The following is a 20,489-nucleotide window of genomic DNA, read 5'->3' on the forward strand; positions in this document are numbered from 1 at the left end:
TCACCTTGTCGGCGAGGTCGGCGGGCGGGCGATCGGATTCGACGAGGTCGGTCACGACCTCCTCAGTGCGGTCCTCAGCCACGGGTCACCTCGATCGTTATGCGGCCGTGGAGCGCGTCGAGCACCGTCTGCGCGCGGCGTGGGTCCTGGATCGCGAGCAACTCGACGAGGCTCGGGATCACCTCGAAGTTCCGTTCCTTGACCGCGCAGGCGATGCCGTGCTCGATCTGGTCGGGCGTGAACTCGCGCTCAGCCACGGCATCCTCCGCAGTGGGCCGTGCCACCGTGCATCCCGCAGTCCGCGTCCGCACGCCCGCACGGCGTGGTCTGCTTCGTCTCGCTGTCGCGGGCGTGCAGGCGCGTGATCGTTGTCCACGTTGGACACGGTGCCTCCGGCCAACGCGCCTCGTACTCGTCGTCCTCGCTGTCCCAGCCCGGCACCTGTGCGCAGCCGCGGCACTCCAGCTCGCCAGCGCCACCCAGCACCGGCGCGTGCGCGCGCAGCAAGTCGCGGATCACGGCGTTCTGGTCGGTGTCCGGGATCGCGGCGAGGACGTCGCGATGGCGGTCGAGTACCGCTTCGCGCTCGGAGGCGCGGTTCGCTTCCCGTTCCTCCGCACGCGTGCGCCGATCGGCGATCTCCACGACGGTCGGCGCGATCAACTGGCGCAACAGTTCACGGCTCCGGACACTGCTCGACAACGGGATGTAGAGCTCCGGCTCATCGCGGCCGGCAGCGACCAGCCCGCCGAAACTCACGACGGTCGGCATGTTCGGGTTCGTCGGCGCATCGGTCATCCGGTACGGGCCCGACCGCCCCGGCTCCTCGTCGGTGTCGTCGGCCGGCCACACCTCGGCGTCCGAAACGTGCTCGCACCCGTCGTGCACCCACGCGCCGCCGTGCGCCCGGCAGCCGACTCCGGCGTCCGTGCACGACGGGCACAGCAGGCGACGGTCGTCCTCGCCACCAGGGATGGTCTCGATGTGCTCGGTGGTCGCCTTATCGCGGTCGCTGTATCCGCGGCCGCACGCGGCGCAAGTGCGCCACGCGTGGCCGAGCAGCACCGCGAGGGCACGCGAACAGGACCGGCGGAAGTCGATGGCCGTCATGATCTCGCCGGCTTCTTGGCCGCGGCCACGTAGCGCGGAAGCTCGTCGTGGTCGTCCTTCGGGTCCGTGGTGAGCCAGAAGTGCTTACCGCCGTCGTTCGAGAACGCGGCCGGGTTGCGACGGTTCTGCCACAACGCCGTGCCGGGGCCGTGGTCGGCAACGTCGCACCACTCGTCGGGGTCGTTGGTCAACGGTGTCAGCGGTTGGAACGCGAGCAGCGCGTGCAGCTGCTCGCGGGCGCACGCCGACGACCCGCCGCTGTGCCCGAACGACGCGAACGCGGCGACAGCGGCCACGAGGGACGCGCTGTAGACCGGGTCCTCGCCCAGCAACTGCAGCTCCGTCCGGGCGTGCTCCACCAAGTTGCTCATGCTTCCTCGTTTCGTTCAGTGCGCTCGCGCGTTTCGCGAGCGATCTGGTCATGCAGTCCATGTGTCCTCGCGCGCAGCCGGTGCGGGGCCAGCTGCGGGCGGCAGATCAGACACGGGCGCAGCGGCGGGTCGGCGTCACGGTCGACGAACCCGCCGTCGCACTCGTGCTCGCCCTCGACGACCTCGTCGCCGGTGCGGTCCAGCTTCACGACGACCTCCTGATCAGCACTGGCCGCGGCGCGTGATCGCACAACGCCTTGCCGGCGTAGCCCTCCGAGTCGCAGCGCGCGCACGCGTCGATCGCCGCGCGCCGAACCTCCGCACGCGCACGCGCATCGGCCGCGTTCTCCTCGTCCTTCGCGCGCGACCACTCGCGCGCCTTGTCGCGGGCCGCGCCGCACGCACGGCAGGCGCGCGCCGCCGGCTTCGCCAGGTGCTTCGGGCACCGCTCCGGCGGCCGGCCCTCCACTACTCGCGGCGCGAGCACGGCTGCGGCTGCACGACCAGCGATCTCCTCGTCGAGCGCGACCTCGGTGCTCCCGCCGTCGAGCAGGTCCGCTGCTCGCGGGACTTCGTTGGCCAGCACCTCCCACGTCAGCCCGTCGACCTCGCCGACGAACTCGTCGTGGATCCGGCGCAACTCGATCGCCAACTCGTGCCGCAGTCGAGGCGATTCGATCTGCCGCGCGGCCTTCAGCCCACCGCGGAGCACCTGCGGTTGTCGCCATACCTCGTCGGAGCGGATGAACGAGCGCAGCAGAAACTCGTCGGTGTCCCAGTCGATCAGTACCTTGCGCTTCTTCTCAAGCTCGTCGAGCGCGTCGCGCACCTTCTGCTCGTCGTCCCAGCCGAGGTTCTTCAGCCACTTGCCCAGCCGGACAGGGCCGCTGCCGCACTGCGTGGTCGTCGGCTCCGACATCACTACGAAGTACGCCAGCTTCGCGGCGTCACCGTCCACATCTGACAGTCCCTGCCAGATGGTGAACAGCATGCGGGCGTGCGAGCGCGCCATTCAGGCCGACCTCCGATGCGGTCGGCGCGGCGGCGGTACCTGCGCGGCGAGCTCTGCGGCCTCGCGGGCGGAGACGCCGGTCGCACGAAGTCGCTGGTACTCGGCCGGGTTGGCTCGCCAGCGAAGCAGTTCCTCGGCTGTCTGATCGTCGGGCACCATGCCGGCCAGAAGAACGACGAGGGCGCGGGCACCGTCGAGCGCGTCGCCGTAGACCATTTCGGCGTCGGCGAGCATCGCCTCGACGAACATCGGGTTGTCCTCGCGGACCGCTTGGACGAGCTTCTCGGCCGAGGGCACGAGGGTTTCCAGGTAGCGGTCGCCGGTGAGTTCGGTGGTGGACACGAGGGCCTCCCTTCTCTGGTGGGCCGCGGCCCGGCCGGCGTGGGCCGGGCCGCGCGGGTCGTGCACTGCCCGTTCGGGCAGCGGGGTCAGCGCAGTGGCGCAGTCGCTGCGGGCGGTGCGCCGAGGTACACCGGCAGCGCCGTGCCGTCGGAGAGCTTCAGCTCGTCCCGCAGCCGGCCGACGATCGACGCGAAAGCGTCGCGGCGCTTGACGTGCGGCTGTATGAGCACGAAGCCGATCTTCAGACGTCCCTGCTCGATGCGGTACCGCAGCTTCGCGACCACCTCGACCGGGTCGGTGTAGGCGAACGGCGCCAGCCTCACCGTGAAGCTGTCGGGGATCTCCAAGTTCCCCTTGCTGCCCGCCTTCGCCGTGGTCTCCTCGTCGTAGGCGACCTGCGTGTCGCCGTTCGCCAGCCGGACACCGCTGCGAAACGACGCCGACCGGGTCGCCTGCAGCGACACGGCCACCTCGTAGAGGTCGGCCGCCGGAGGGCTAGCGATGGTGTGCAGCCGCTGCTCGAGGAACTCGGCGAACTCGGCCTGCCCCATCAACTTCTTGTCGGCCGCTTCCCACTCCTGCCAGTCGGGGTCAGGCTGCAGGTCCAGAGTCACCGTGTGTCGGCGCCAACCCGCGCGGTCGGAGTGCGCGTGGTCGTCGAGCACGGCAGTCACCGTGCCGGCGTTGAGGTCTGCCCAGACCGTGGTCGTGTCCTCGTCGGCGAGCCGGATCGCGTAGCCGGCGAAGTCGCCGGGGTCATGCACGATGGCGCGGCCACGGGGCTGGCGCGGCTCGAACAGGTGCACCTCCAGGTCATGAACCTGGACGCTCTCGTCGTTGCGCACCCGGGCGACGACGATCGAGCTTTCGTCGTCGAGCTCGTACGGCTCCGGCTTGCGCTCGGCGTCGCGGCGACCGAGGTCGGCTGCAGTGGTGACGAGGTTCTCGATGTCGGGGGCGGTCATCTGGCGTTCTCCTCGGTCTGCATCAGGGCGAGCTGGTGCGGGTTGTCGCGGGTGAGTTCGCCGTCGTCGGTGGCGAACCAGATGGACTTCGGGCGTGCCCCCTGCGGGGCCTTGATGGAGATGGCGTCGACGACTTCGAACGCCTGGTCGTCGAGCGCCTTCACCGTGAGCTTGAGCGTGATCGAGCCGGCCTTGCCGGTCTCCCGGCAGGCGAGCACGACATCCTGCAGCGCCTGCGAGAGCTCGTCGTGGGTGCGGCCCTTGGCGTGCTGCAGGAGGAACGTGCCGAACGGTTTCGGCGCGTCCTTGTCCTGTGTGGACGTTTCGTTGGACAACTGGCTTCCTTTCGGTTGTGGTGCCAGGTCTCGGGGTGTGGCCGGCCGAGGGCTCCAGGCAAGGGGGTGAGCCCGCCCCCAGCCGGCCACGTCAGTGCCGCCCGCCGTCGTGCGGTGCGGGGGGTGGGGCGGGCGAAACCGGGATCAGGGCGCCGTTGAGCGCCTTCACTGCGTACGACGGTTCTTCCTCGACCGCCAGGGACGCGGCCAGAGCGGCGTGCGCCGTGGCGAACTTCGCCGCGATCTCGGCGCGGCGGAGCAGCGACGCGTCACGCGGCGCCGTGTCCCGCTCGAACTCCTTGTACGCGGCCTCGCCGTGCACGAGCCACCACTCGGAAGCCCCAACGTGCTCCTGCGCGTTCACGGCTTCAGCCCCTGCGTCAGCGTCTCGACGGCGGCCTTGAGCGCCCGCTGCGTGATTTCCTTGGTGACGCCCGCCTTCGCCTCGTTGACGGCCTCGCGCATGTCCTTCGAGATCACTTCGCGCGTGGCCTGCTCGACGAGCTGTCGCAGGTTCGCCGGCTTCTCGTTGCCGTAGCGATCCCGGCTCTCGGTGGCGTTGGTGAGAAACGCTTCGAGCTGGGTGCGCACCAGTTCCAGGACGGTGACGGGCTGGCCCTTCTTCTCCCCCCACGTGGACATCTGCTGGATCGGCTTGGACAGCGCCTCGCGGACGATCGCGCGGATCTCGTCGCGAACGGTCGACTCGACGTTTTCGCGGACGCTGTGCTTCGCCTCGTCGCGGACCTCCTTGACGAGCGTCGCGGCGGCGATGGCCACGACCTCGTCGCGCAGCTGGCGGCGACCGACGGGTTCGCCTTCCTCGTCGTACTCCATGCCGAGCAGCTGGTTCAGGTCGAGTTCGAGCTTCATGTGATGGTGGTCCTTTTCGGTAGTGGTCTGGTGTGCGCTCACTGCGCGGTGAGGTCGGGGTCGTTCGGGAGGTAGCCGTTCGGCTCGCCACCGGCGGATGCGCTCGGCGCGGCAGCCGCGTCCTTGCCGGCCTTCGCGATCCGCTCGCCGAGCGCGTGATTGTTCGGCTCCAGACGGCCAGCAAGCTTGTAGAGCGCCTTCAGCGCTTCGACATCGCCAGCGGCTTCGGCGAGCTTGGCGTCCCAGTCGACCTGCTCCGGCATATCGGGCGACGCGCCGAGCGGCTCCACCACGAACATCGCGGACTTCCCTCGCGACACCAGCAGCGGTACCTGCCGCCGCTTCTCCAGGTGGCTCAGGTGGGAAATCCGTGTCCCGCCGATCTCCTGCCCGCCGAACCGCACCGTGGGATCGCAGTACAGGGTGACGCGACGCCCGACGTACGTTGCCGCGTCGGGCCCCCAGCAGGCCACGAGCACGCGTCGCATGCTCTTCCCTGGCCGCCAGACTCGCGGGAACTCGGCGAGCTTGATGTTGACGGGCTGCTCGGCGTTGCCCGGGCTGACCCGCTCGATGGTGAACGTGCGCGGCCCAGCCAGCAGATCGACCGCGTCGAGCTGGTCGCTGGTAGGGGCGATGGTGTCGGAGAGGTCCACTAGATCCTCATCTCCTGGTAGACGATCCGCTCGGTTGGCGGCAGTCCCTCGGTCTTGCCGGCGTAGTCCGCGACCATCTCCGCGGCCGTCGCCTCGAACTGCTCGACGGCGGCGACGATCGCGTCTTGCCACGCCGGCTCCGGGAGCACTCGCTTGTGCCACATCGGCATCCCGCCCGAGAACGAGATGAAGTCCAGCCACTCCCGGCCGGACACGAGCAACCCGGCCTGGCACTGCGCCATGTACTCGGCGGGCACGTCGTCGGCGAGGATCGTGGACAGGTGTCCCTTGGCGCGCGGTGCTTTCACCTCGATCAGTCCGTCGTCACCGACGAGCCCATCGGGCGAGTAGCCCAACTGCCACGTGCCCTCCTTGCGCAGGAGGAACCCGACTTCGCGGACGGGCCGCTGATACACCTCGGCGTACAGGTCGCGCGCTCGTAGCTCGTCCTCGACGCCGCGCAGCATGTCGTCACCGACGTAGGTGGGATCGGTGTATCCGGTGATTCGCTCGGCGACGAGCTGCGCGACGATGCTGCGGCTCTTGTCGTTGGCCGCGATCTTCAAGGCCTTCGGCGTGACAAGCTGCCCGACGACGGACGCGGTGACGATCCCGCGGCGTTGGTCGTGCCACTCGTCGGAGCCCTGGATCACGTCCGGGTATTCAATGAGGCTCACTGGTGGCCTTTCTTGGGTGGCCGGCCGGTGAGGATGCGGTTCACGTAGCTCTCGGAGACGCCGAGGTGCAGCGCCATCGCCCGGTTCGTGAAGCCCTTCCCGTGCAGCGTCTCGGCGACGGCCTTGCGCTCGGACTTCGTCAGGTCCCGGCCCGGGTCACGGCCGACGAGCGACGCGGCGACGGCCGTCTCAGACGACACGGCCGACAGTTCGGGTGTCGTCACCGGACACCGCCGAGGATGCCGCGCCGGTACCCCTCAGCGACGGCCGCGGCGCGGTCGGAGACGACGAGCTTCTTGAAGATCTTCCGCGCGTGGGTCTTGATGGTGTCCTCTGACAGGAACAGGGCCCTGGCGATCTCCCGGTTCCGCTTGCCCTCCGCCATTCCGGCCAGCACCTCGAGTTCGCGCTCGGAAAGACCCGACTCATCGGCACCCGTGCGCACGGAAACGACGCGGTGGTGCGGCGCCTGGCTCGGCGCGGTCTCGACGTCGGCGAGCTCGAAGCCGTTGCGGCTGAGGATTCCGACGAACCGCGGGAACTCTGCTGCGGGCACATCGACGGCGTGCAACAGGTGGGTCATCAGCGGGCCTTTCGGTGGAGCCGTGATTCGGCGGCGATGCGTTCGTCGGTCATGCGGTCGAGGTCGTCGCCGACCTGCGGGGGTTGGTCATCGAGGTGGCGCAGCGGTCGGCGTTTGTCGACGAGCACCAGGACGGCGAGGCCGGCGAGCGCAACGGCGGCGGCGACGAGCAGGACAGCGGGGTAGCCGGTCAAACGGACGGTCCTTTCTGGATCTGAGGAACGAGAGTGATGTGGACGCCGTCGGCGAGCTCGTAACGGCCGCGGCCGTCGCCCCGCCGCGCGACGCGCGCGGCGGCGTCCGGTGCCAGCCCGGCGGCGACGAGCCGCGCCATCGTGCGCAGCACCGCGGCTTCATCCGGACCGACTTGACGATGGATCCCCGACCCCTTTGACGGAACGTGGATGAATCCCTTGCGGCACCAGTAGTCGGCCTGCCGGTACGAGATCCCAGCCAGCCCTGCGACGACGGTGAGCGACATCTGCGTCACGCGGTCACCGCCGGGTACTCGTCCCAGATGCGGTCGTCGAGCACACGGCCGGCGTCTGTCTTGCGGTAGCTCCGCATCACGTGCGCGTCGCGGGTGCCGTCCTGGACAGCCCAGCCGGGCCACGGGCGGCCCAGCAGCTCACCGCCCGCTGAGACGACCTGGCACGCGTCCTCGTTCGTGACGTGGTCGTACGGCGACTGCCCAAACTCGCGCGCCGGCGGGCACCACTTGCCCCACTGCTTGAACAGGAACGGCACGTTCGCAGACGCGCACTGGTCGCGCAGCGACCGTGCCCACGCCGGATGCATCGGCCGGGCACCAGGTCCGGACTCGCCGCCGACGACCACCCAGTCCAATTGCGGCTTCACGGAGACGAGGTCCTGCACGAGGAGGCCCGTCGGGCTGGTGGGCTCGCGGTACTCCGGTCCCCACTCAGGCGCGCCATGCAGCCAGTACGGATTCAGGGTCACGGGGCCGAGCAGCGGCTCGGCGGAGATCCACCGCACCGCGGCCGGCGTATCGAGCAGCGCCGGGATCCGGATATCCGCCCACTTCTGGTCCTCCGTGGACACGCCGAGCCACACGTTCGGCAGTGGCCAGCGTGGCGAAGCGATGAACAGACGGGCTTGCTCCTCCTCCTTTTCCTTTGTGGACCCGAAGCCTGTCTTCCGATCGACGTCGATCATCAGGTTCACGAAGTCGACGCTGTTGAGCAGCGCCCGCATTCGACCAGGCCGCTTCGTCAGTACCTGGAAAGTGTGCTGTGGTGACGTGCCCATCGTGTGGAACACCTTCGCGATGAAGCGGTCCGGTACGTCCTTGTGGAAGAGGTCGCTCATCGAGTTCACGAACACGCGGCGTGGCTTGCGCCAACCGACCGGCTTCTCCAGCCGATCCGGGTGCGGCGTCACCGTGGCGAAGCTGCCCTTGCCGTTGAACCGTTCGTGCAGCGTCTCCGCGTAGCAGTGGTCGCAGCCGGCCGACACCTTCGTGCACCCGGTGACCGGGTTCCACGTGGCGTCCGTCCACTCGATACGGCTCTGGTCACTCACGCTCCACCATCCAGCCGCTGCAGGAGATCGGGGCCGCCGTGCTGGGCAAGGAGCTTCAGCGCGTCGCGGCCCCCGTTGTGGCGCGCGACCTGAGCGGCGAGCTTCTGGCCGACGTCGAGCTGCTCGCACAGCGTGGACCCGCCATTGAAGAGGTTCACGAGGCGCGAGACGTCGTGCGTGCCTGACACCACGAGCACGACGACCGGCTCCTGGCCGAAGTCGCCCGGCTTGTCGTAGGCGCGGGACTCGTACATCACGCACCGCCGGTGACGGTCTTGGACTTGTACTCGTCCTCGGCGAACTCGCGCCACAGCTTGCGGAGTGTCTGCTCGTCGCGCCACTTCCGCACCCGCAACGTCACATCGGAACGCCCGTTCAACACGAAGTCGAGGTCGTCGCCGTGCAACTCGCGAAGGCCTTCGAGGATCTTCCCCACCGGGCCGGAGTTCTTGCCGAGCACCATGTCGACCGTCACCGGTAGATCGATCAACGTGCGGTACAACTGGTGCTCGTTGTATTCGCCGAACGTCTTCGACTCGCGGTACCGCTTCTTGAGCTCCTCGATCGGCAGAGTTGCGCCCTGCTCGACGATGGAGTCGAAGGCCTGCAACAGGTCGTCGGAGATCTTGCGTTCGGTCGTCGTCATCGGTTTCCCTTCCGTGTCAGGCGGAGAAGCAGCACGGCGAGGAGTCCGAAGAGGACGCTCTTCTTCGCGCAGCCTTGTGGGCCGTAGTCGCGGCGTTGGTCGCTCATCAGCTCGTCACCACCAGCGGCGCGAGGCGTGCCAATTCATGGGCCGAGATGAACCCGGCCAGTTCGTTCCGACGGAGGAGGTCCGCACGGACATCGACGGTCACGGACACGCGCTTGCCGCATCGGATCAGGCCGACCACCGACAGGACCGCACGGTTCGTGCCGACCTCGCTGTGCACCGGCGAGCGCTGGGCCAGGCTCGCGACCCACGCCCGGAACGCGAACACGTCGTCGTCGCGTAGCCGGACCGTCGGCGCGCCCGCGATGGCCACCGTGGCGGCCCGGTTCGGGATCTCCATGTGCGCCTCGGCGTGGTCGAGCACGGCGCGCACGGTGTCGAAGTCGTTCACAGCCGCGCCCCCAGTTCCGACGCGACGGTCAGCACGGCGGCCGCGGCGAAACAGCCTGCCGCCGCGATCGCGGCGCCCACCGTCGTGGCCCACTGCGAGGCAGCGGCCACACGCGGGAACCGCGGCGAGACGACGCGCAACGTCGGCTGCGTCGGCATGTGTGCGGGGAACTCCGGGAACGGCACGCTGTCGACGTCGGCACGCAACGCGGCGAACATCGCAGCGAGCAGGTCGCCCTCGACGGTCAGCTCGGCCATCAGGCGGCCCGCCAAACTGCGCGCAGCACGCCGAACAGGCCGGCCGTCGAGAACAGCTGGCCGCACTCGCGCTGGTACAGGCGGTAGAAGTCCACCCGGCCAGCCACGGACAGGCTGTGCTGTCCGTACCGTCTGGCAGAATGCTTCTTGGTCATGAGGGGCAACTCCTCTTGATCGGGCCCGGTGTTCACAGCACCGGGCTTCTTTTTGTGCTGGTTGACGCAGGTCAGAAGGTGAAGAAGCCGATGCCGGCGCGCTCGTAGGCGCGCTCGGCGTCGCGGCCGGTGATCGGCGCGGCCTCGCGGTCACGACCGAGGAACGCGGCCAGGCGGGCGAGCAGCGGCCGGCGCGCGGGCACCGAGTTGCCGTCGTCGAACGTGGCGCCGAGCGTGCGGGCGTAGGAGCGGGCGACCTCGCGGCCCGTGTCGGAATCCGCGAACGTGCCGCAGACCTTGACCAGGTGGCCGTCCGTGCGTTCGACGACCGCGAGCGGGTGCGGCGCGGACTGCAACGCGGCGACACGGCGCAGGTCGGCGGTCAGCGGTTCGAGGGTGATGGTGTGCTGCATGACGATGCGCCTTCCAGGTGGCGTGGCTGGTTGAAGTGGTTCAGGCGATGCGCTTCGAGGGCCCGGCGGTGTTGATGCCGCGTGAGAGGTAGCGCTGCAGTTCTTCGTCGGGCACGACATGCAGCCGACCGGCAGGGACGTGGCCGAGCTCGCCGTTGTGGATCAGGTCGAGCACGGTCTGGTACTTGATCCCGGTCATCTGGGAGATTTCGCGCGGCTTCCAGGCGACGCGCACGGGGGCGGCCGCGGCCTTCTCCAAGCGCTTGATTCGCTCGGCCAGTTCTTCGACCGCTGCGACGAGCGCGGCCGTCATGCCGCGGCTCCCCTGTCGGTAGCCCGCTTGGGGCCAGTGGTGCGCTCGTTCTCCTGGCGGCGCGTGGGGCCGGTCGGCTCGCGCCTCGGCTCTTCCTTCTTCGGGTCGTCCTTCGCGGCGAGAGCAGCGGCGACGACCTCGGCGTCGTCGACGATGTCGGCGAAGACGTCAAGCTCGTCCTCGCCAGTTCCGTCGGCGAGAGCGCCGGCGAGAGCGTAGATCCGAGCGAGGTGCATGGGCTGGGGGTTCTGAGGGCGGGTGCAGTTCTGGACCGCGCGTTTCGGGATGTGGGACTTCGCCGCGAGGGTGATGAGGTCCCATCCGCGAGCCGCGGCGCGGTGGCGCACCTTGGGGCCATGGAGGAGGGGCATGAGTCAGATCATGCGGGATCATGCGGGATCCAGTCAAGGCATAGTCCCGCATTTTCCCGCATTTTCTTCTCAACATGCCTCAGCATGCGCTAACATGCCTCACATGGAGCGAGTACTAGTACGCGGTGATCACGGAAGACGTGGCTACCAACGAGGCCCCGCCGGGTTGAGGCCATGCCCGCCCATGCGGGATCATGCGCGCGTGGCGACTGACAGGGTGCGGACAGCGAACTACTCTCCCGAGGCGCGAGCGCGGCTCGCGGCCGCTGTACTCGCCGCCCGGGAGGCGACCGGCAAGTCGCGCCCCCAGTTCGTGAAGGCCGCCAAGGAAGCCGGCATCAAGCTGAACGTCCGCAGCCTGGAGCTCGTCGAGAACGGCGACCCCGGCGTAGGGCACACGTTCCTCATAGCCCTCGGTCAGGCGCTTCCCAACTGGACCGAGCGCACGCCGCGCTTAGTCCTCGAAGGTGGCCAGATCCCGCCCGTGCCCGATACACCAGCCCCACTTTCGAGGCCGCGCCACGACGATCCGCCGTACGAGTTCTCGGCGGAGGCCAGGCAGAAGATGGTCACCATGACGGTGCAGGAAACGCTGGCGTTCGTTGAACACGAGCGCTTCATGCGCGGCGAGGAAGCCGCGGAACGCGCGATGGCGGCGATCGTGTACGAGCGCGAGCGCGCCAAGTCGATCCGCGAGCAGCAAGCCGACGCACGACAGGAATAGGTCAGCCAAACCGAACCGGGTTCGGAAGCTGGGCACCATAGTTGCGGTTGCTAACTAATCGCAACAACTTAACCGAACAGCAACACTCTCGGTAGTCCAGAAGAGTCAATTTGGCCGTGATCAAATAACGCGAAGTCACGCACAGCGGATACACCCTGCGGCAATCGGGCCTAGCCCGTACACCCAAAGGAGCTCATCCAAAGTGACGACACACGTCAAACTGTTCCTCGCCACCGTCGTTCTGTTCGCCCTCGCCGTACCTCACGCGGTGCTCGCCTTCGTTCTGCATTGGCCGGGCGAGCTGGCGAACCTGCATTTCGCCACGACGTTGTTCGCCGGCCTCCTGGCCTGGCGCGCGGAGGACCGGTTCAAGCGGGCCTCGAGGAAACGCGGCAAGAGACACAAGTCCCGTCACCACACCAGCCCCAACCGCAGCCGAAAGTCGCACTACGCCTCCGAGTACGCGGCTCTCGAGCGGCGGCTGCTCGACACCTGATCGGGAGGGAACGATGCCCAGACGAAGAACCGAGATCGGCACGTACGGCAAGATCACCACGACGGAGGTCGAGCCCGGCGTGTTCGAGGCCCGCGCTCGGTTCCGACTCCGGAACGGCCGCTACAAGCGTCCGCGCCGGCGCGGAAAATCCCGCACGGCTGCGGAGACCGCGCTGAAGAAGGCCATGGTGAAGCTGGCCGACGAGACGACCGGAAAGAGGATCAACGCCGAGACGCGGTTCGGCCACGTGATCGACTTGTGGCTCGCCGAGTTCAAGAAGAAGGTCGAGCGCGGCGAGCGCGCACCGAAGTCCCTCTACGACTACGAGGACAGCGCCGAGCAGATCCGCAAGTACATGGGCGAGCTGACGTGCGGCGAAGCCGAAGACGCCGGACTGTGTGACGAGACGCTGAAGTCGATCCGCGACGACGCGGCGAAGAGCAAGCGCTCGAAGAAGAGCAACGGGTACGCGGCCGCCAAGCGAGCCAAGACCGTGCTCACCGGCGTGTGCGGGTTGGCCATTCGGCACGGCGGGATGCGAGTCAATCCGGCGAAGTCGGCCGAGGCGATCGAGAACGCCGGCAAGGAGGACGTGCGAGCGCTCGAACCCGAGGACCGCCAGGATTTCCTCACGAAGCTGCACGCGTACTGCGAGAGGAAGGCGGGCACGAGCAAGCGGGGCGGTATCCGCGTCCAAGCGTGGCGTGATCTGCCCGAGGTCGTCGAGGCGATGCTGGCCACGGGCGGCCGACCAGGCGAGGTCTTGGCGTCGGAAGGCCCGGGCGTCGTACCGCAGCGGCGCACGGTGTTGCTCGATCACCACTTGGTGCGGATCGAGGGTCAGGGCCTTGTCCGTCAGTTCCGAAGGAAGGGAGGCGGCACTCCCGTCAACCCGATGTATCCGTCGTGGGCGGCACCGATGTTCGCCCGCAGGAAGCTGGCCGCCGGCGAGGGCCCGCTGTTCCCGACATGGAACGGCCAGTGGATGGACCCGGGCAACATGCAGAAGCGCCTCCGCGAGGCTTGCGATGCGATCGGCTACGACTGGATGTACTCGCGGATCTTGCGGCACACGGTCGGCACGCACATCGTCGACGCCGGCGGCACGAACGAGGACGCGGCCGACCAGCTCGGCAACACCCCCGACGTCGTGCAGCGGAACTACCGCAGGAAGCGGGCCACGAACCCGAAGAACGCGGCGGCGTTGGAGACCCTGTTTGAGGCACCTGAGACGGGTTCATGATCGGGACGATGGTCCGTTTATGGTCCAGAAACAATCTGGAACAGCCGGACTAACGCGGCCACGGTGTGCGTCCCCACGCAGGTCCGGGCCACAACTGAGGCTAACTTGGAGACGTTTCTGAGACTCTCTAGGTCGCAGGTTCGAGTCCTGCCGGGGGCACCACCAGCGGAAATGCCGCGCGCGGTCAGCGCGCGGCATCCGCCGGGGCCGAGAATTCGGCGCCATGCCACGGGTCGCGCCGGTGGCGCCGCAAAGAGCCCACTGTGGACGGCCCGCCAGGTCCGCGATCTTCGACACGACCGGACGCCGGATCGTGCAGCGGCCGAATGGGCCAACAGCTCCGGGCCGAGTTCCACTTGAGACACGCTTGTTATCTGGCGCCGCCACGTGGAATGCGCGACCGAGCGGTCACGCGCAGCCACAACCGACCCCAGCGAGGACCCCGTGGACCACAACGAATCGCGAAACCGGCGGCGCGCCGGGAACCGGGCGGCGCGCGCGTTGTTCGACGAGGCGCGGCGTGCCGGGCTCGTGCGGCGGCACCTGCTCAAGCTGCGCTACCTCGCCGATCACCCGCAGCAGCAGGGGGAAACCCCGGCCGTGCCGTTCCCGCTCGATGGCACACCGCGCAGACGACGCCGCACACCACCCGCAGTTCAGCTGGTGTTCGACTTCGCACCGGAAGGAGAACCGAACGACGACAGGACAACCACCGGACAGTCCACATCGGACGCTGCCTGACGCCCGACCGTAGGCGAACCGTATCTTCGAGTGACGAAGGGAGGCGCCGTGGACGTCGAGCAGGTGCGGGAAGCCGCCGTCGAACCGTACGTGGACGGGGTGCCGGTGAGCAGGGTCGTCGACGTCGTCGGGCGGCGGTCCGGGGAGCCGCGGCCGGTGGTGCTGAAGGTGACGCCGCTGGGCGGCGGGCAGTACGTCTGCGCGCCCGACGGCCGCGGCTGGGTGCGCAACCTGCTCGCCGCCGGGTACTGCCGCGTGGAGCGCGACGGGCCGCAAGGCCGGGACACCGTCCGGCGCGTCCGGCGCGTCGGCGACGAAGAAGCGCAGCCCGTGCTCGAGGCCCAGGCCGCGAACTTCCCAGACGGCCGGCGCACAACCGTGTTGCGCCTCGAACCCCTGGACTAGCTGTGATGTCCGGGGACGTTGTTCTCGGTTGAGGTGAGGTCGGCCTGTCGTGCAGACAGGCGAAGGCCTCCGGTTGTGAAGTGGAGCTGTTGAGGAACCGCTTCACCAACGGGAGGCCTTCGTGTCCCACCCTAATGCTGCGTTGACCCCGCGGGCCCGGTTGCGTCTTGCTCGGTTGATTGTCGAAGAGGGCTGGACCGCGACTACTGCGGCGAGAATGTTCATGGTCGCGCCGCGCACGGCCGGCAAGTGGGCCGCGCGGTATCGCGCCGAGGGCCGGGCGGGTATGGCCGACCGCAGCTCCCGGCCACACCGCAGCCCGGCTGCAACACCTGAGCAGCTCGTGCGCCGGATCGTAGGGTTGCGGTGGCGGCAGCGGTTGGGGCCCGTGCAGATCGGTGGCCGGCTGGGTATGCCCGCTTCCACCGTGCATGCGGTTCTGACCCGGTGCCGGATCAACCGGCTTGCCCGCATCGACCGGGTCACCGGAGAACCGTTGCGTCGCTATGAGCACGACCGCCCCGGCTCACTGATCCACGTCGACGTGACCAAGTTCGGCAACATTCCCGACGGCGGCGGCTGGCGTTACGTCGGCAAACGGCAGGGCAAGCGCAACCGCACGCAGACCGCTTACCGCACCGGAGAACGCGACAGGCACCACGGACCCAAACTCGGCACCGCCTACCTGCACACCGTCATCGACGACCATTCCCGGGTCGCCTACGCCGAGATCTGCGCGGACGAGACCGCCGCGACCGCCATCAGCGTCCTGCACCGGGCCGTTACCTGGTTCGCCGACCGCGGCGTCACCACCGAGCGAGTGCTCTCCGACAACGGCTCGGCCTACCGCTCGTTCGCGTGGCGCGACACCTGCACCGCTCTTGGCCTCACCCACAAGCGGACACGGCCCTACCGCCCGCAAACCAACGGGAAGATCGAAAGATTCCACCGCACCCTGGCCGACGGCTGGGCCTACGCCCACTTCTACAAGTCAGAAGCCGACCGTCGAGCCGCCCTACCAGCCTGGCTCCACTTCTACAATCACCACCGACCCCACAGCGCCATCGGAGGCCACCCACCGATCACCCGGCTGACCAACCTCCCTGGACATCACAACTAGCCCGAGACAGCCCGTTTAGGTGATGCACGTCATCTATCACTCTCGAATAGATGAGGTACATAATCTAATCAAGCAGATCGACCCAGTCGAAGGAGTCCCGGAGATGTCGCAGACCATCACCCCCAGCCAGCTGACCGCCCCGAACCTCACCGTCGAGGCCGGCAACGGCGTCACCTACGCCTACCGCCGCTTCGGCAACACCGAGCGCGACGTGCGCCCGCTCGTGTTCCTGCAGCACTTCCGCGGCAACCTCGACAACTGGGACCCGCAGCTGGCCGACGCGATCGCGGCCGAGCGCGAGGTGATCCTGTTCGACAACACCGGCGTCGGCGGCAGCTCGGGCGCCACCCCGCGCACCGTCACCGCCATGGCGCACGACGCGCTGGCCTTCCTCGACGCGCTCGGGCTCACCGACATCGACGTGCTCGGCTTCTCGCTGGGCGGGTTCGTCGCGCAGGAACTCGTCCTCATCCGGCCCCTGCTGGTGAACCGGCTCGTGCTCGCCGGCACCAGCCACGAAGGCGGCTTCGGCTTCCACACCTGGACCGGCGAGACCGGCAACGCCGCCACGGCCGACGAGCCCGCCGCCGAGCACCTGCTGCACCTGTTCTTCGCCAAGACTCCCACCGGTGTCGCGAAGGGCTGGGAATTCGTGCAGCGCATCTTCACGCGCACCGAGGACCGCGACGAGGGCGTCACGCTCGCCACCCGCGACGCCCAGCTCGACGCGATCAGCGCGTGGGGCATCACGGATCCGAGCCGCCTCGCGCGCCTTGCCGCCATCACGCAGCCGACGCTGGTCGCCAACGGGGACAACGACATCATGGTCCCCACGCCCAACTCGAAGGTCCTGGCGGACCACCTGCCCAACGCCCGCCTCGCCCTCTACCCGGGCGCCGGCCACGGCTTCCTGTTCCACTACGCCACCGAGTTCGCCGGTGACGTCAACGCCTTCCTCGGCTGATCCTCCACAACGGACAATGGTCCGGCACCGCGGTGCCGGACCATTGTCGTGCCCTCAACCGAAAATCCACAAAGGACTCACTCGTGCGAGGTCTCGATCACCCGCCGGCGCGCGGCTTCGAGGATCTCGTCCGACAGCGGATCCCCCGCCGTCCCCCGGGCCAGGTACAGCGCGCCCACCAACGTCGCCAGCGTCGCCATGTGGTCTTCCCGCGTCGCGGACTCACCGTCGAACTCGGCAAGGACGTCGAGGAATGTCCGCACACCGTCGGCATACGACTTGCGCAGCGGGCTCCCCTGCTCGTCCCGCGCGGCCTCGCCGCCGAGCGCCGTGGCGGGGCAGCCCTCGCCCGGCGTGTCCCGCGATTCCTGCGACATGTACGAAGCCGCCAGCTCCGCGCGCCGCTCGCCCACCGGCGCCTCGGGGATCTGCCGCAGCTGCGCCGCCAGCTGCTCGAACGCCTCCGCCGCGGCTTCCCCGGCCAGCGCTTCCTTCGACGCGAACTGCCGGTAGAACCCGCCCTGCGTGAGGCCCACTTCGCCCATCAGCTCGGCGACGCTGACGCCACCGATGCCCCGCTCGCGGAACAGCCGTGCGGCTGCCGTGACGACCTCACTGCGGTGCCGATCGGCCTCGGCTCGCGACACGCGTCCCATGCGTCCTCCTCAGGGGAAACCTCCCTCCATGATATATGAGGACCATCATCTTTTCCCCGTCGACGACCGTGACGCCCACGACAGCCGGAAGTGACACGTTGGGGTGACTCAAGGGGTGGAATCACCGAAATCCGGGCATTTCCCGAAAGCGGAAACCCCGCGTTCGACGGAAAGGACGGCGAAGATGAAAACCCGAATCGCTTCCTGGGCCACGGCCGGCGCACTCGTGTGCGGCGGGCTGGTGGCCACGGCACTGCCCGCGTCGGCCGACCAAGTGCCCGGCAACCCGGACCGGTTCTACGCCTACTGCTCCATCGACGTGCTCGGTTTCCCCTTGGCCTGCACGGAAACCGACGCCACCCACGCGTCGCACGAATGTTCCTACGTGCTCTACGGCGTGAACCTCACGATCGCGTGCGAAAGAATCTGACCGCGGCCGGTCAAATCCGTCCGGCCCACGATTCCACGCGTTCGGTGCCGATGTCGGTGTCGTATCCGTGACCCGGGTGCACCACCGTTTCATCGGGCAGCACGAGCAATTTCCGGCGCACCGAATCGTGCAGCGTCGAGGCGCTCGACATCACGTCGCCGGTCATGCCCGGGCCGCCGGACAGGAGCGTGTCACCGCTGAAGAGCAGGCCTTCGTCGGGCAGGTGCAGACACACCGAACCCGCCGTGTGACCCGGGGTGTGCAGCACGACCACCGGTGAGCCGGCGACGGTGAGCACCTGCCCGTCGGCCAGCTCGGCGTCGGGGCGGCGGCCCGGGTTGACCGTGGCCCACAGCTTGGCGTCGCCCGGGTGCAGGAGCACGGGCGCGCCCGTCGCGTCGGCCAGGGTGAGCGCGGCGTCCGCGTGGTCGTTGTGCGCGTGGGTGCACAGGATGCCCAGCACGTCGCGCCCGTCGATCGCGGCGGCGATGGCGGTCGCGTCGAAGCCGGCGTCGACGACCAGCACCTCCTCCTCGTCGCCGAGGAGCCAGATGTTCGTGTCGACCGCGAACGACACCCCGTCGAAGCGGTAGTTCCCGGCGGTCACCGTGAGATCGACGTCCACCCCCGGGACGATCGCACGCACCACGAGCCGCGGTGGTCTCAAATAGCGACAGCTCAGCGCGGCCGCAGCCCCTCGACGAGCGTCGCGATGGTCTCGTCCACCAGCTGCGCCACCGGCCGCGTCCCGCTCATCCCGCTGGTCACGAGCGTGGCCAGCCCCTGCAGCGTCGCGAAGATCGCGAACGCCACGTGCTCACCCGCCACCACGTCGCCTTCCGCCTGCGCGCGGGCGATCATCGCCGACGTCGCGGCGAACGTCCGGTCCGCCACCGCCCGCAGGTCACGGGCGTCCTCGCGGTTCTTCGCCGCGAACATCAGGTCCAGCAGCGCCGGCCGCCTCGTCGCGAACCCCACCCACGCCCGCGCGAAGGCCAGCAGCGCGGCGGCGAACGGCGCACCGTCGTCCGCGCGTGCTGCTTCGAGCTCCTGGCCCAGCTGCTCGAAACCCCGCTCAGCAAGGGCGTCGAGCAACGCCCGCTTGTCCGCGAAGTGCTGGCGCGGCGCCCCGTGGCTCACGCCGGCGTCGCGGGCGAGCTGCCGCAGCGACAGCTCGTCGGGCCCCGACTCCTCCAGCACCCGCTCGGCGTTCTCGAGCAGCACCGCCCGCAGGTTGCCGTGGTGGTAGCCGGTGCGCGCCTGGATCATGGCCGGAACCCTACGCGCGTGTAGGCAGCGACAACACCTTGACGAACCCCGCACCGCTCCCTAGGTTGTCCGGACATAGGACGTCGGACATCCCATGTCCCGTGTCTCTCCCCCATCCCCACTGACGAGGAGGCGGAACGTGTCACCGATCCGCAGGTTCGGGACGACTCTTCTCGCGGCAGCCGCACTCGGGCTGTCGTTCACCCCCGCGGCCACGGCCGCACCCACGCACCACGGCTGCACGTCGTCGGTGCCCTTCACCTCCGGTTCCGAGGGCTACGACACCTTTCGCATCCCCGCGGTCGTGCGCGCCGCCAACGGGTCGCTGGTGGCGTTCACCGAAGGCCGGCGCGACTCGGCCGGCGACTCCGGCGCCATCCAGACCGTGTCGAAAACCTCGCGCGACGGCGGCTGCACCTGGGGCCCGCTGACCGTCGTGGACAGCAACGGCGACAACACCGCCGGCAACCCCACCCCGGTCGTGGCGCGCGACGGCGAGCTGGTGCTGCTGACCGTCCACAACGGACCGGTCAGCGAAGCGCAGATCATGTCCGGCACCGCGTCCGCGCAGGACACCCGCCGGGTGTTCGTGTCCAGCAGCCGTGACAACGGCCGCACCTGGACGCCGGCCCGCGACATCACCTCCGAGACCAAACTGTCCACCTGGCGCTGGTACGCCACCGGTCCGGGACACGCCACGCTCCTTCGCCACGGCCCCCACGCCGGCCGGATCGTGGTGCCCGCCAACCACTCCAGCGCTCCGCCCGCCGGCTCGACCGACGTCGGCACGGAGGCGAAGTACTACGGCGGCCACGACCTCTACAGCGACGACAACGGCCGCACCTGGCACATCGGCTTCACCGACGACCGCACCGACGGCGTGATCGCCGCCAACGAGACGTCGATGACCGAGCTGCCCACGGGCGCGCTGTACTTCACCAGCCGCAACCAGGGCTCCGCCGCCGACCACCGCGTCGACGGCTACAGCTTCGACGGCGGCAAGACGCTCGTGCGGCCGTACCAGGTGCAGCCGGGGATCTCCGGCACGAAGGTGGAAGGCAGCGTGCTGCAGACCACGATCCCCTGGCTGCTGGTCTACTCCGGACCGGCCGACCCGGCCACCCGCGCGGTGATGCAGCTGCGGCTCAGCTCCGACGGCGGGCGTACGTGGAACCCGGGCCGCACGCTGACGAGCAACCCGGCGGGTTACTCCGACCTCGTGCAAGCCGACCCGGCGACAGTTGGCCTGCTGTACGAGACGGGCACCGCCGGCCCGTACGAAAGCGTGGTGTTCCAGCGCATCCCGCTTTCCGGCGTGCGCTGACCCACACCTCGGTCCTGCCGCGCCTGGGGGTGCGGCAGG

Annotated in this window: 37 protein-coding genes; 9 read left to right on the top strand and 28 right to left on the bottom strand. The window is 68.9% G+C overall.

Annotation, left to right across the window (positions count from 1 at the left end; all coding sequences use genetic code 11):
• Nucleotides 1–74 precede the first annotated feature (74 nt).
• From ACQPXB_RS36045 to ACQPXB_RS36165, 25 genes are all read right to left on the bottom strand, one after another.
• Nucleotides 75–257 (bottom strand): hypothetical protein, encoded by a 183-nt coding sequence (locus tag ACQPXB_RS36045; protein WP_432846008.1) that lies wholly within the window; start codon nt 255–257, stop codon nt 75–77.
• Entirely contained in the window at nt 250–1,110 is an 861-nt protein-coding gene (locus ACQPXB_RS36050) for a hypothetical protein (protein ID WP_432846009.1), read from the bottom strand. The genes ACQPXB_RS36045 and ACQPXB_RS36050 overlap by 8 nt, the downstream gene beginning before the upstream one ends.
• On the bottom strand, nt 1,107–1,481 hold the full coding sequence (locus ACQPXB_RS36055; RefSeq protein WP_432846010.1) for a hypothetical protein: 375 nt from the start codon (nt 1,479–1,481) through the stop codon (nt 1,107–1,109). Before ACQPXB_RS36055 ends, ACQPXB_RS36050 begins: the two co-directional genes overlap by 4 nt.
• Nucleotides 1,478–1,690 (bottom strand): hypothetical protein, encoded by a 213-nt coding sequence (locus ACQPXB_RS36060; protein ID WP_432846011.1) that lies wholly within the window; start codon nt 1,688–1,690, stop codon nt 1,478–1,480. The genes ACQPXB_RS36055 and ACQPXB_RS36060 overlap by 4 nt, the downstream gene beginning before the upstream one ends.
• Nucleotides 1,687–2,493 (bottom strand): hypothetical protein, encoded by an 807-nt coding sequence (locus tag ACQPXB_RS36065; RefSeq protein ID WP_432846012.1) that lies wholly within the window; start codon nt 2,491–2,493, stop codon nt 1,687–1,689. Before ACQPXB_RS36065 ends, ACQPXB_RS36060 begins: the two co-directional genes overlap by 4 nt.
• Nucleotides 2,494–2,835: a hypothetical protein gene (locus ACQPXB_RS36070; protein WP_432846013.1), complete on the bottom strand. Its 342-nt coding sequence runs from the start codon at nt 2,833–2,835 to the stop codon at nt 2,494–2,496.
• A gap of 86 nt (nt 2,836–2,921) precedes the next feature.
• Nucleotides 2,922–3,800 (bottom strand): DUF2303 family protein, encoded by an 879-nt coding sequence (locus ACQPXB_RS36075; protein ID WP_432846014.1) that lies wholly within the window; start codon nt 3,798–3,800, stop codon nt 2,922–2,924.
• Nucleotides 3,797–4,135: a hypothetical protein gene (locus tag ACQPXB_RS36080; RefSeq protein ID WP_432846015.1), complete on the bottom strand. Its 339-nt coding sequence runs from the start codon at nt 4,133–4,135 to the stop codon at nt 3,797–3,799. Before ACQPXB_RS36080 ends, ACQPXB_RS36075 begins: the two co-directional genes overlap by 4 nt.
• Before the next feature lie 91 nt (nt 4,136–4,226).
• On the bottom strand, nt 4,227–4,499 hold the full coding sequence (locus tag ACQPXB_RS36085) for a hypothetical protein (RefSeq protein WP_432846016.1): 273 nt from the start codon (nt 4,497–4,499) through the stop codon (nt 4,227–4,229).
• Nucleotides 4,496–5,008, bottom strand: coding sequence for a hypothetical protein (locus tag ACQPXB_RS36090; RefSeq protein ID WP_432846017.1), 513 nt, complete (start codon nt 5,006–5,008; stop codon nt 4,496–4,498). Before ACQPXB_RS36090 ends, ACQPXB_RS36085 begins: the two co-directional genes overlap by 4 nt.
• A 38-nt stretch (nt 5,009–5,046) precedes the next feature.
• Nucleotides 5,047–5,664 (bottom strand): hypothetical protein, encoded by a 618-nt coding sequence (locus ACQPXB_RS36095; RefSeq protein ID WP_432846018.1) that lies wholly within the window; start codon nt 5,662–5,664, stop codon nt 5,047–5,049.
• Nucleotides 5,664–6,341, bottom strand: coding sequence for a lambda exonuclease family protein (locus ACQPXB_RS36100; protein ID WP_432846019.1), 678 nt, complete (start codon nt 6,339–6,341; stop codon nt 5,664–5,666). Before ACQPXB_RS36100 ends, ACQPXB_RS36095 begins: the two co-directional genes overlap by 1 nt.
• Complete coding sequence (locus ACQPXB_RS36105) at nt 6,338–6,565, bottom strand: hypothetical protein (protein WP_432846020.1); 228 nt, start codon at nt 6,563–6,565, stop codon at nt 6,338–6,340. Before ACQPXB_RS36105 ends, ACQPXB_RS36100 begins: the two co-directional genes overlap by 4 nt.
• Nucleotides 6,562–6,924 carry a response regulator transcription factor gene (locus tag ACQPXB_RS36110; protein ID WP_432846021.1) on the bottom strand — a complete coding sequence of 121 codons (363 nt, stop codon included), beginning with the start codon at nt 6,922–6,924 and terminating at the stop codon, nt 6,562–6,564. The genes ACQPXB_RS36105 and ACQPXB_RS36110 overlap by 4 nt, the downstream gene beginning before the upstream one ends.
• A complete protein-coding gene (locus tag ACQPXB_RS36115) occupies nt 6,924–7,118 on the bottom strand; it encodes a hypothetical protein (protein ID WP_432846022.1) in 195 nt (64 codons plus the stop codon). The genes ACQPXB_RS36110 and ACQPXB_RS36115 overlap by 1 nt, the downstream gene beginning before the upstream one ends.
• Nucleotides 7,115–7,405, bottom strand: a complete 291-nt coding sequence (locus tag ACQPXB_RS36120) for a MerR family transcriptional regulator (protein ID WP_432856918.1) — start codon at nt 7,403–7,405, stop codon at nt 7,115–7,117. The genes ACQPXB_RS36115 and ACQPXB_RS36120 overlap by 4 nt, the downstream gene beginning before the upstream one ends.
• A gap of 5 nt (nt 7,406–7,410) precedes the next feature.
• Nucleotides 7,411–8,466 (bottom strand): DUF5131 family protein, encoded by a 1,056-nt coding sequence (locus ACQPXB_RS36125; RefSeq protein WP_432846023.1) that lies wholly within the window; start codon nt 8,464–8,466, stop codon nt 7,411–7,413.
• A complete protein-coding gene (locus ACQPXB_RS36130) occupies nt 8,463–8,720 on the bottom strand; it encodes a hypothetical protein (RefSeq protein ID WP_432846024.1) in 258 nt (85 codons plus the stop codon). The genes ACQPXB_RS36125 and ACQPXB_RS36130 overlap by 4 nt, the downstream gene beginning before the upstream one ends.
• Nucleotides 8,720–9,112: a hypothetical protein gene (locus tag ACQPXB_RS36135; RefSeq protein ID WP_432846025.1), complete on the bottom strand. Its 393-nt coding sequence runs from the start codon at nt 9,110–9,112 to the stop codon at nt 8,720–8,722. Before ACQPXB_RS36135 ends, ACQPXB_RS36130 begins: the two co-directional genes overlap by 1 nt.
• Nucleotides 9,113–9,218: 106 nt before the next feature.
• A complete protein-coding gene (locus tag ACQPXB_RS36140; protein WP_432846026.1) occupies nt 9,219–9,542 on the bottom strand; it encodes a hypothetical protein in 324 nt (107 codons plus the stop codon).
• A gap of 23 nt (nt 9,543–9,565) precedes the next feature.
• The gene (locus tag ACQPXB_RS36145; RefSeq protein ID WP_432846027.1) at nt 9,566–9,826 is read right to left on the bottom strand and encodes a hypothetical protein; all 261 of its coding nucleotides are present in this window, start codon (nt 9,824–9,826) and stop codon (nt 9,566–9,568) included.
• Nucleotides 9,826–9,981 (bottom strand): hypothetical protein, encoded by a 156-nt coding sequence (locus tag ACQPXB_RS36150; RefSeq protein ID WP_432846028.1) that lies wholly within the window; start codon nt 9,979–9,981, stop codon nt 9,826–9,828. Before ACQPXB_RS36150 ends, ACQPXB_RS36145 begins: the two co-directional genes overlap by 1 nt.
• A gap of 71 nt (nt 9,982–10,052) precedes the next feature.
• Nucleotides 10,053–10,394 (bottom strand): hypothetical protein, encoded by a 342-nt coding sequence (locus ACQPXB_RS36155; RefSeq protein WP_432846029.1) that lies wholly within the window; start codon nt 10,392–10,394, stop codon nt 10,053–10,055.
• Nucleotides 10,395–10,434: 40 nt separating this feature from the next.
• A complete protein-coding gene (locus ACQPXB_RS36160; RefSeq protein ID WP_432846030.1) occupies nt 10,435–10,707 on the bottom strand; it encodes an excisionase family DNA-binding protein in 273 nt (90 codons plus the stop codon).
• Nucleotides 10,704–11,078, bottom strand: coding sequence for a hypothetical protein (locus ACQPXB_RS36165; RefSeq protein WP_432846031.1), 375 nt, complete (start codon nt 11,076–11,078; stop codon nt 10,704–10,706). Before ACQPXB_RS36165 ends, ACQPXB_RS36160 begins: the two co-directional genes overlap by 4 nt.
• A 202-nt stretch (nt 11,079–11,280) precedes the next feature.
• Here ACQPXB_RS36165 and ACQPXB_RS36170 point away from each other — a divergent pair, with 202 nt between their 5' ends.
• The 7 genes from ACQPXB_RS36170 to ACQPXB_RS36200 all read left to right on the top strand — a co-directional run bounded on the left by ACQPXB_RS36170 (nt 11,281) and on the right by ACQPXB_RS36200 (nt 16,771).
• Nucleotides 11,281–11,802: a hypothetical protein gene (locus ACQPXB_RS36170; RefSeq protein ID WP_432846032.1), complete on the top strand. Its 522-nt coding sequence runs from the start codon at nt 11,281–11,283 to the stop codon at nt 11,800–11,802.
• Between the two features lie 202 nt (nt 11,803–12,004).
• The gene (locus tag ACQPXB_RS36175) at nt 12,005–12,298 is read left to right on the top strand and encodes a hypothetical protein (protein WP_432846033.1); all 294 of its coding nucleotides are present in this window, start codon (nt 12,005–12,007) and stop codon (nt 12,296–12,298) included.
• 13 nt (nt 12,299–12,311) lie between these two features.
• Nucleotides 12,312–13,541 (top strand): site-specific integrase, encoded by a 1,230-nt coding sequence (locus ACQPXB_RS36180; protein WP_432846034.1) that lies wholly within the window; start codon nt 12,312–12,314, stop codon nt 13,539–13,541.
• A gap of 444 nt (nt 13,542–13,985) precedes the next feature.
• Nucleotides 13,986–14,282 (top strand): hypothetical protein, encoded by a 297-nt coding sequence (locus ACQPXB_RS36185; protein ID WP_432846035.1) that lies wholly within the window; start codon nt 13,986–13,988, stop codon nt 14,280–14,282.
• 48 nt (nt 14,283–14,330) lie between these two features.
• Entirely contained in the window at nt 14,331–14,687 is a 357-nt protein-coding gene (locus ACQPXB_RS36190; RefSeq protein WP_432846036.1) for a hypothetical protein, read from the top strand.
• Between the two features lie 121 nt (nt 14,688–14,808).
• Nucleotides 14,809–15,807 (top strand): IS481 family transposase, encoded by a 999-nt coding sequence (locus ACQPXB_RS36195; protein WP_432846037.1) that lies wholly within the window; start codon nt 14,809–14,811, stop codon nt 15,805–15,807.
• Nucleotides 15,808–15,910: 103 nt separating this feature from the next.
• Nucleotides 15,911–16,771, top strand: coding sequence for an alpha/beta fold hydrolase (locus ACQPXB_RS36200; RefSeq protein WP_432846038.1), 861 nt, complete (start codon nt 15,911–15,913; stop codon nt 16,769–16,771).
• Nucleotides 16,772–16,848: 77 nt separating this feature from the next.
• Here the strand turns inward: ACQPXB_RS36200 and ACQPXB_RS36205 are convergent, their stop codons facing one another.
• Nucleotides 16,849–17,427 (bottom strand): TetR/AcrR family transcriptional regulator, encoded by a 579-nt coding sequence (locus ACQPXB_RS36205; RefSeq protein WP_432846039.1) that lies wholly within the window; start codon nt 17,425–17,427, stop codon nt 16,849–16,851.
• Between the two features lie 184 nt (nt 17,428–17,611).
• Here ACQPXB_RS36205 and ACQPXB_RS36210 point away from each other — a divergent pair, with 184 nt between their 5' ends.
• Nucleotides 17,612–17,857: a hypothetical protein gene (locus ACQPXB_RS36210; RefSeq protein ID WP_432846040.1), complete on the top strand. Its 246-nt coding sequence runs from the start codon at nt 17,612–17,614 to the stop codon at nt 17,855–17,857.
• 10 nt (nt 17,858–17,867) lie between these two features.
• Here the strand turns inward: ACQPXB_RS36210 and ACQPXB_RS36215 are convergent, their stop codons facing one another.
• Both ACQPXB_RS36215 and ACQPXB_RS36220 read right to left on the bottom strand, forming a co-directional pair.
• Nucleotides 17,868–18,482 carry an MBL fold metallo-hydrolase gene (locus ACQPXB_RS36215; RefSeq protein WP_366590358.1) on the bottom strand — a complete coding sequence of 205 codons (615 nt, stop codon included), beginning with the start codon at nt 18,480–18,482 and terminating at the stop codon, nt 17,868–17,870.
• A gap of 53 nt (nt 18,483–18,535) precedes the next feature.
• Nucleotides 18,536–19,126 carry a TetR/AcrR family transcriptional regulator gene (locus ACQPXB_RS36220; protein ID WP_432846041.1) on the bottom strand — a complete coding sequence of 197 codons (591 nt, stop codon included), beginning with the start codon at nt 19,124–19,126 and terminating at the stop codon, nt 18,536–18,538.
• Between the two features lie 139 nt (nt 19,127–19,265).
• Between ACQPXB_RS36220 and ACQPXB_RS36225 the strand changes: the two genes are divergently transcribed.
• Nucleotides 19,266–20,450: a sialidase family protein gene (locus ACQPXB_RS36225; protein WP_432846042.1), complete on the top strand. Its 1,185-nt coding sequence runs from the start codon at nt 19,266–19,268 to the stop codon at nt 20,448–20,450.
• The last annotated feature ends 39 nt before the right edge of the window (nt 20,451–20,489 follow it).

Origin of the sequence: Amycolatopsis sp. CA-161197, from assembly GCF_050942255.1 — a bacterium.
In the GTDB taxonomy this organism is placed as follows: Bacteria; Actinomycetota; Actinomycetes; order Mycobacteriales; family Pseudonocardiaceae; genus Amycolatopsis.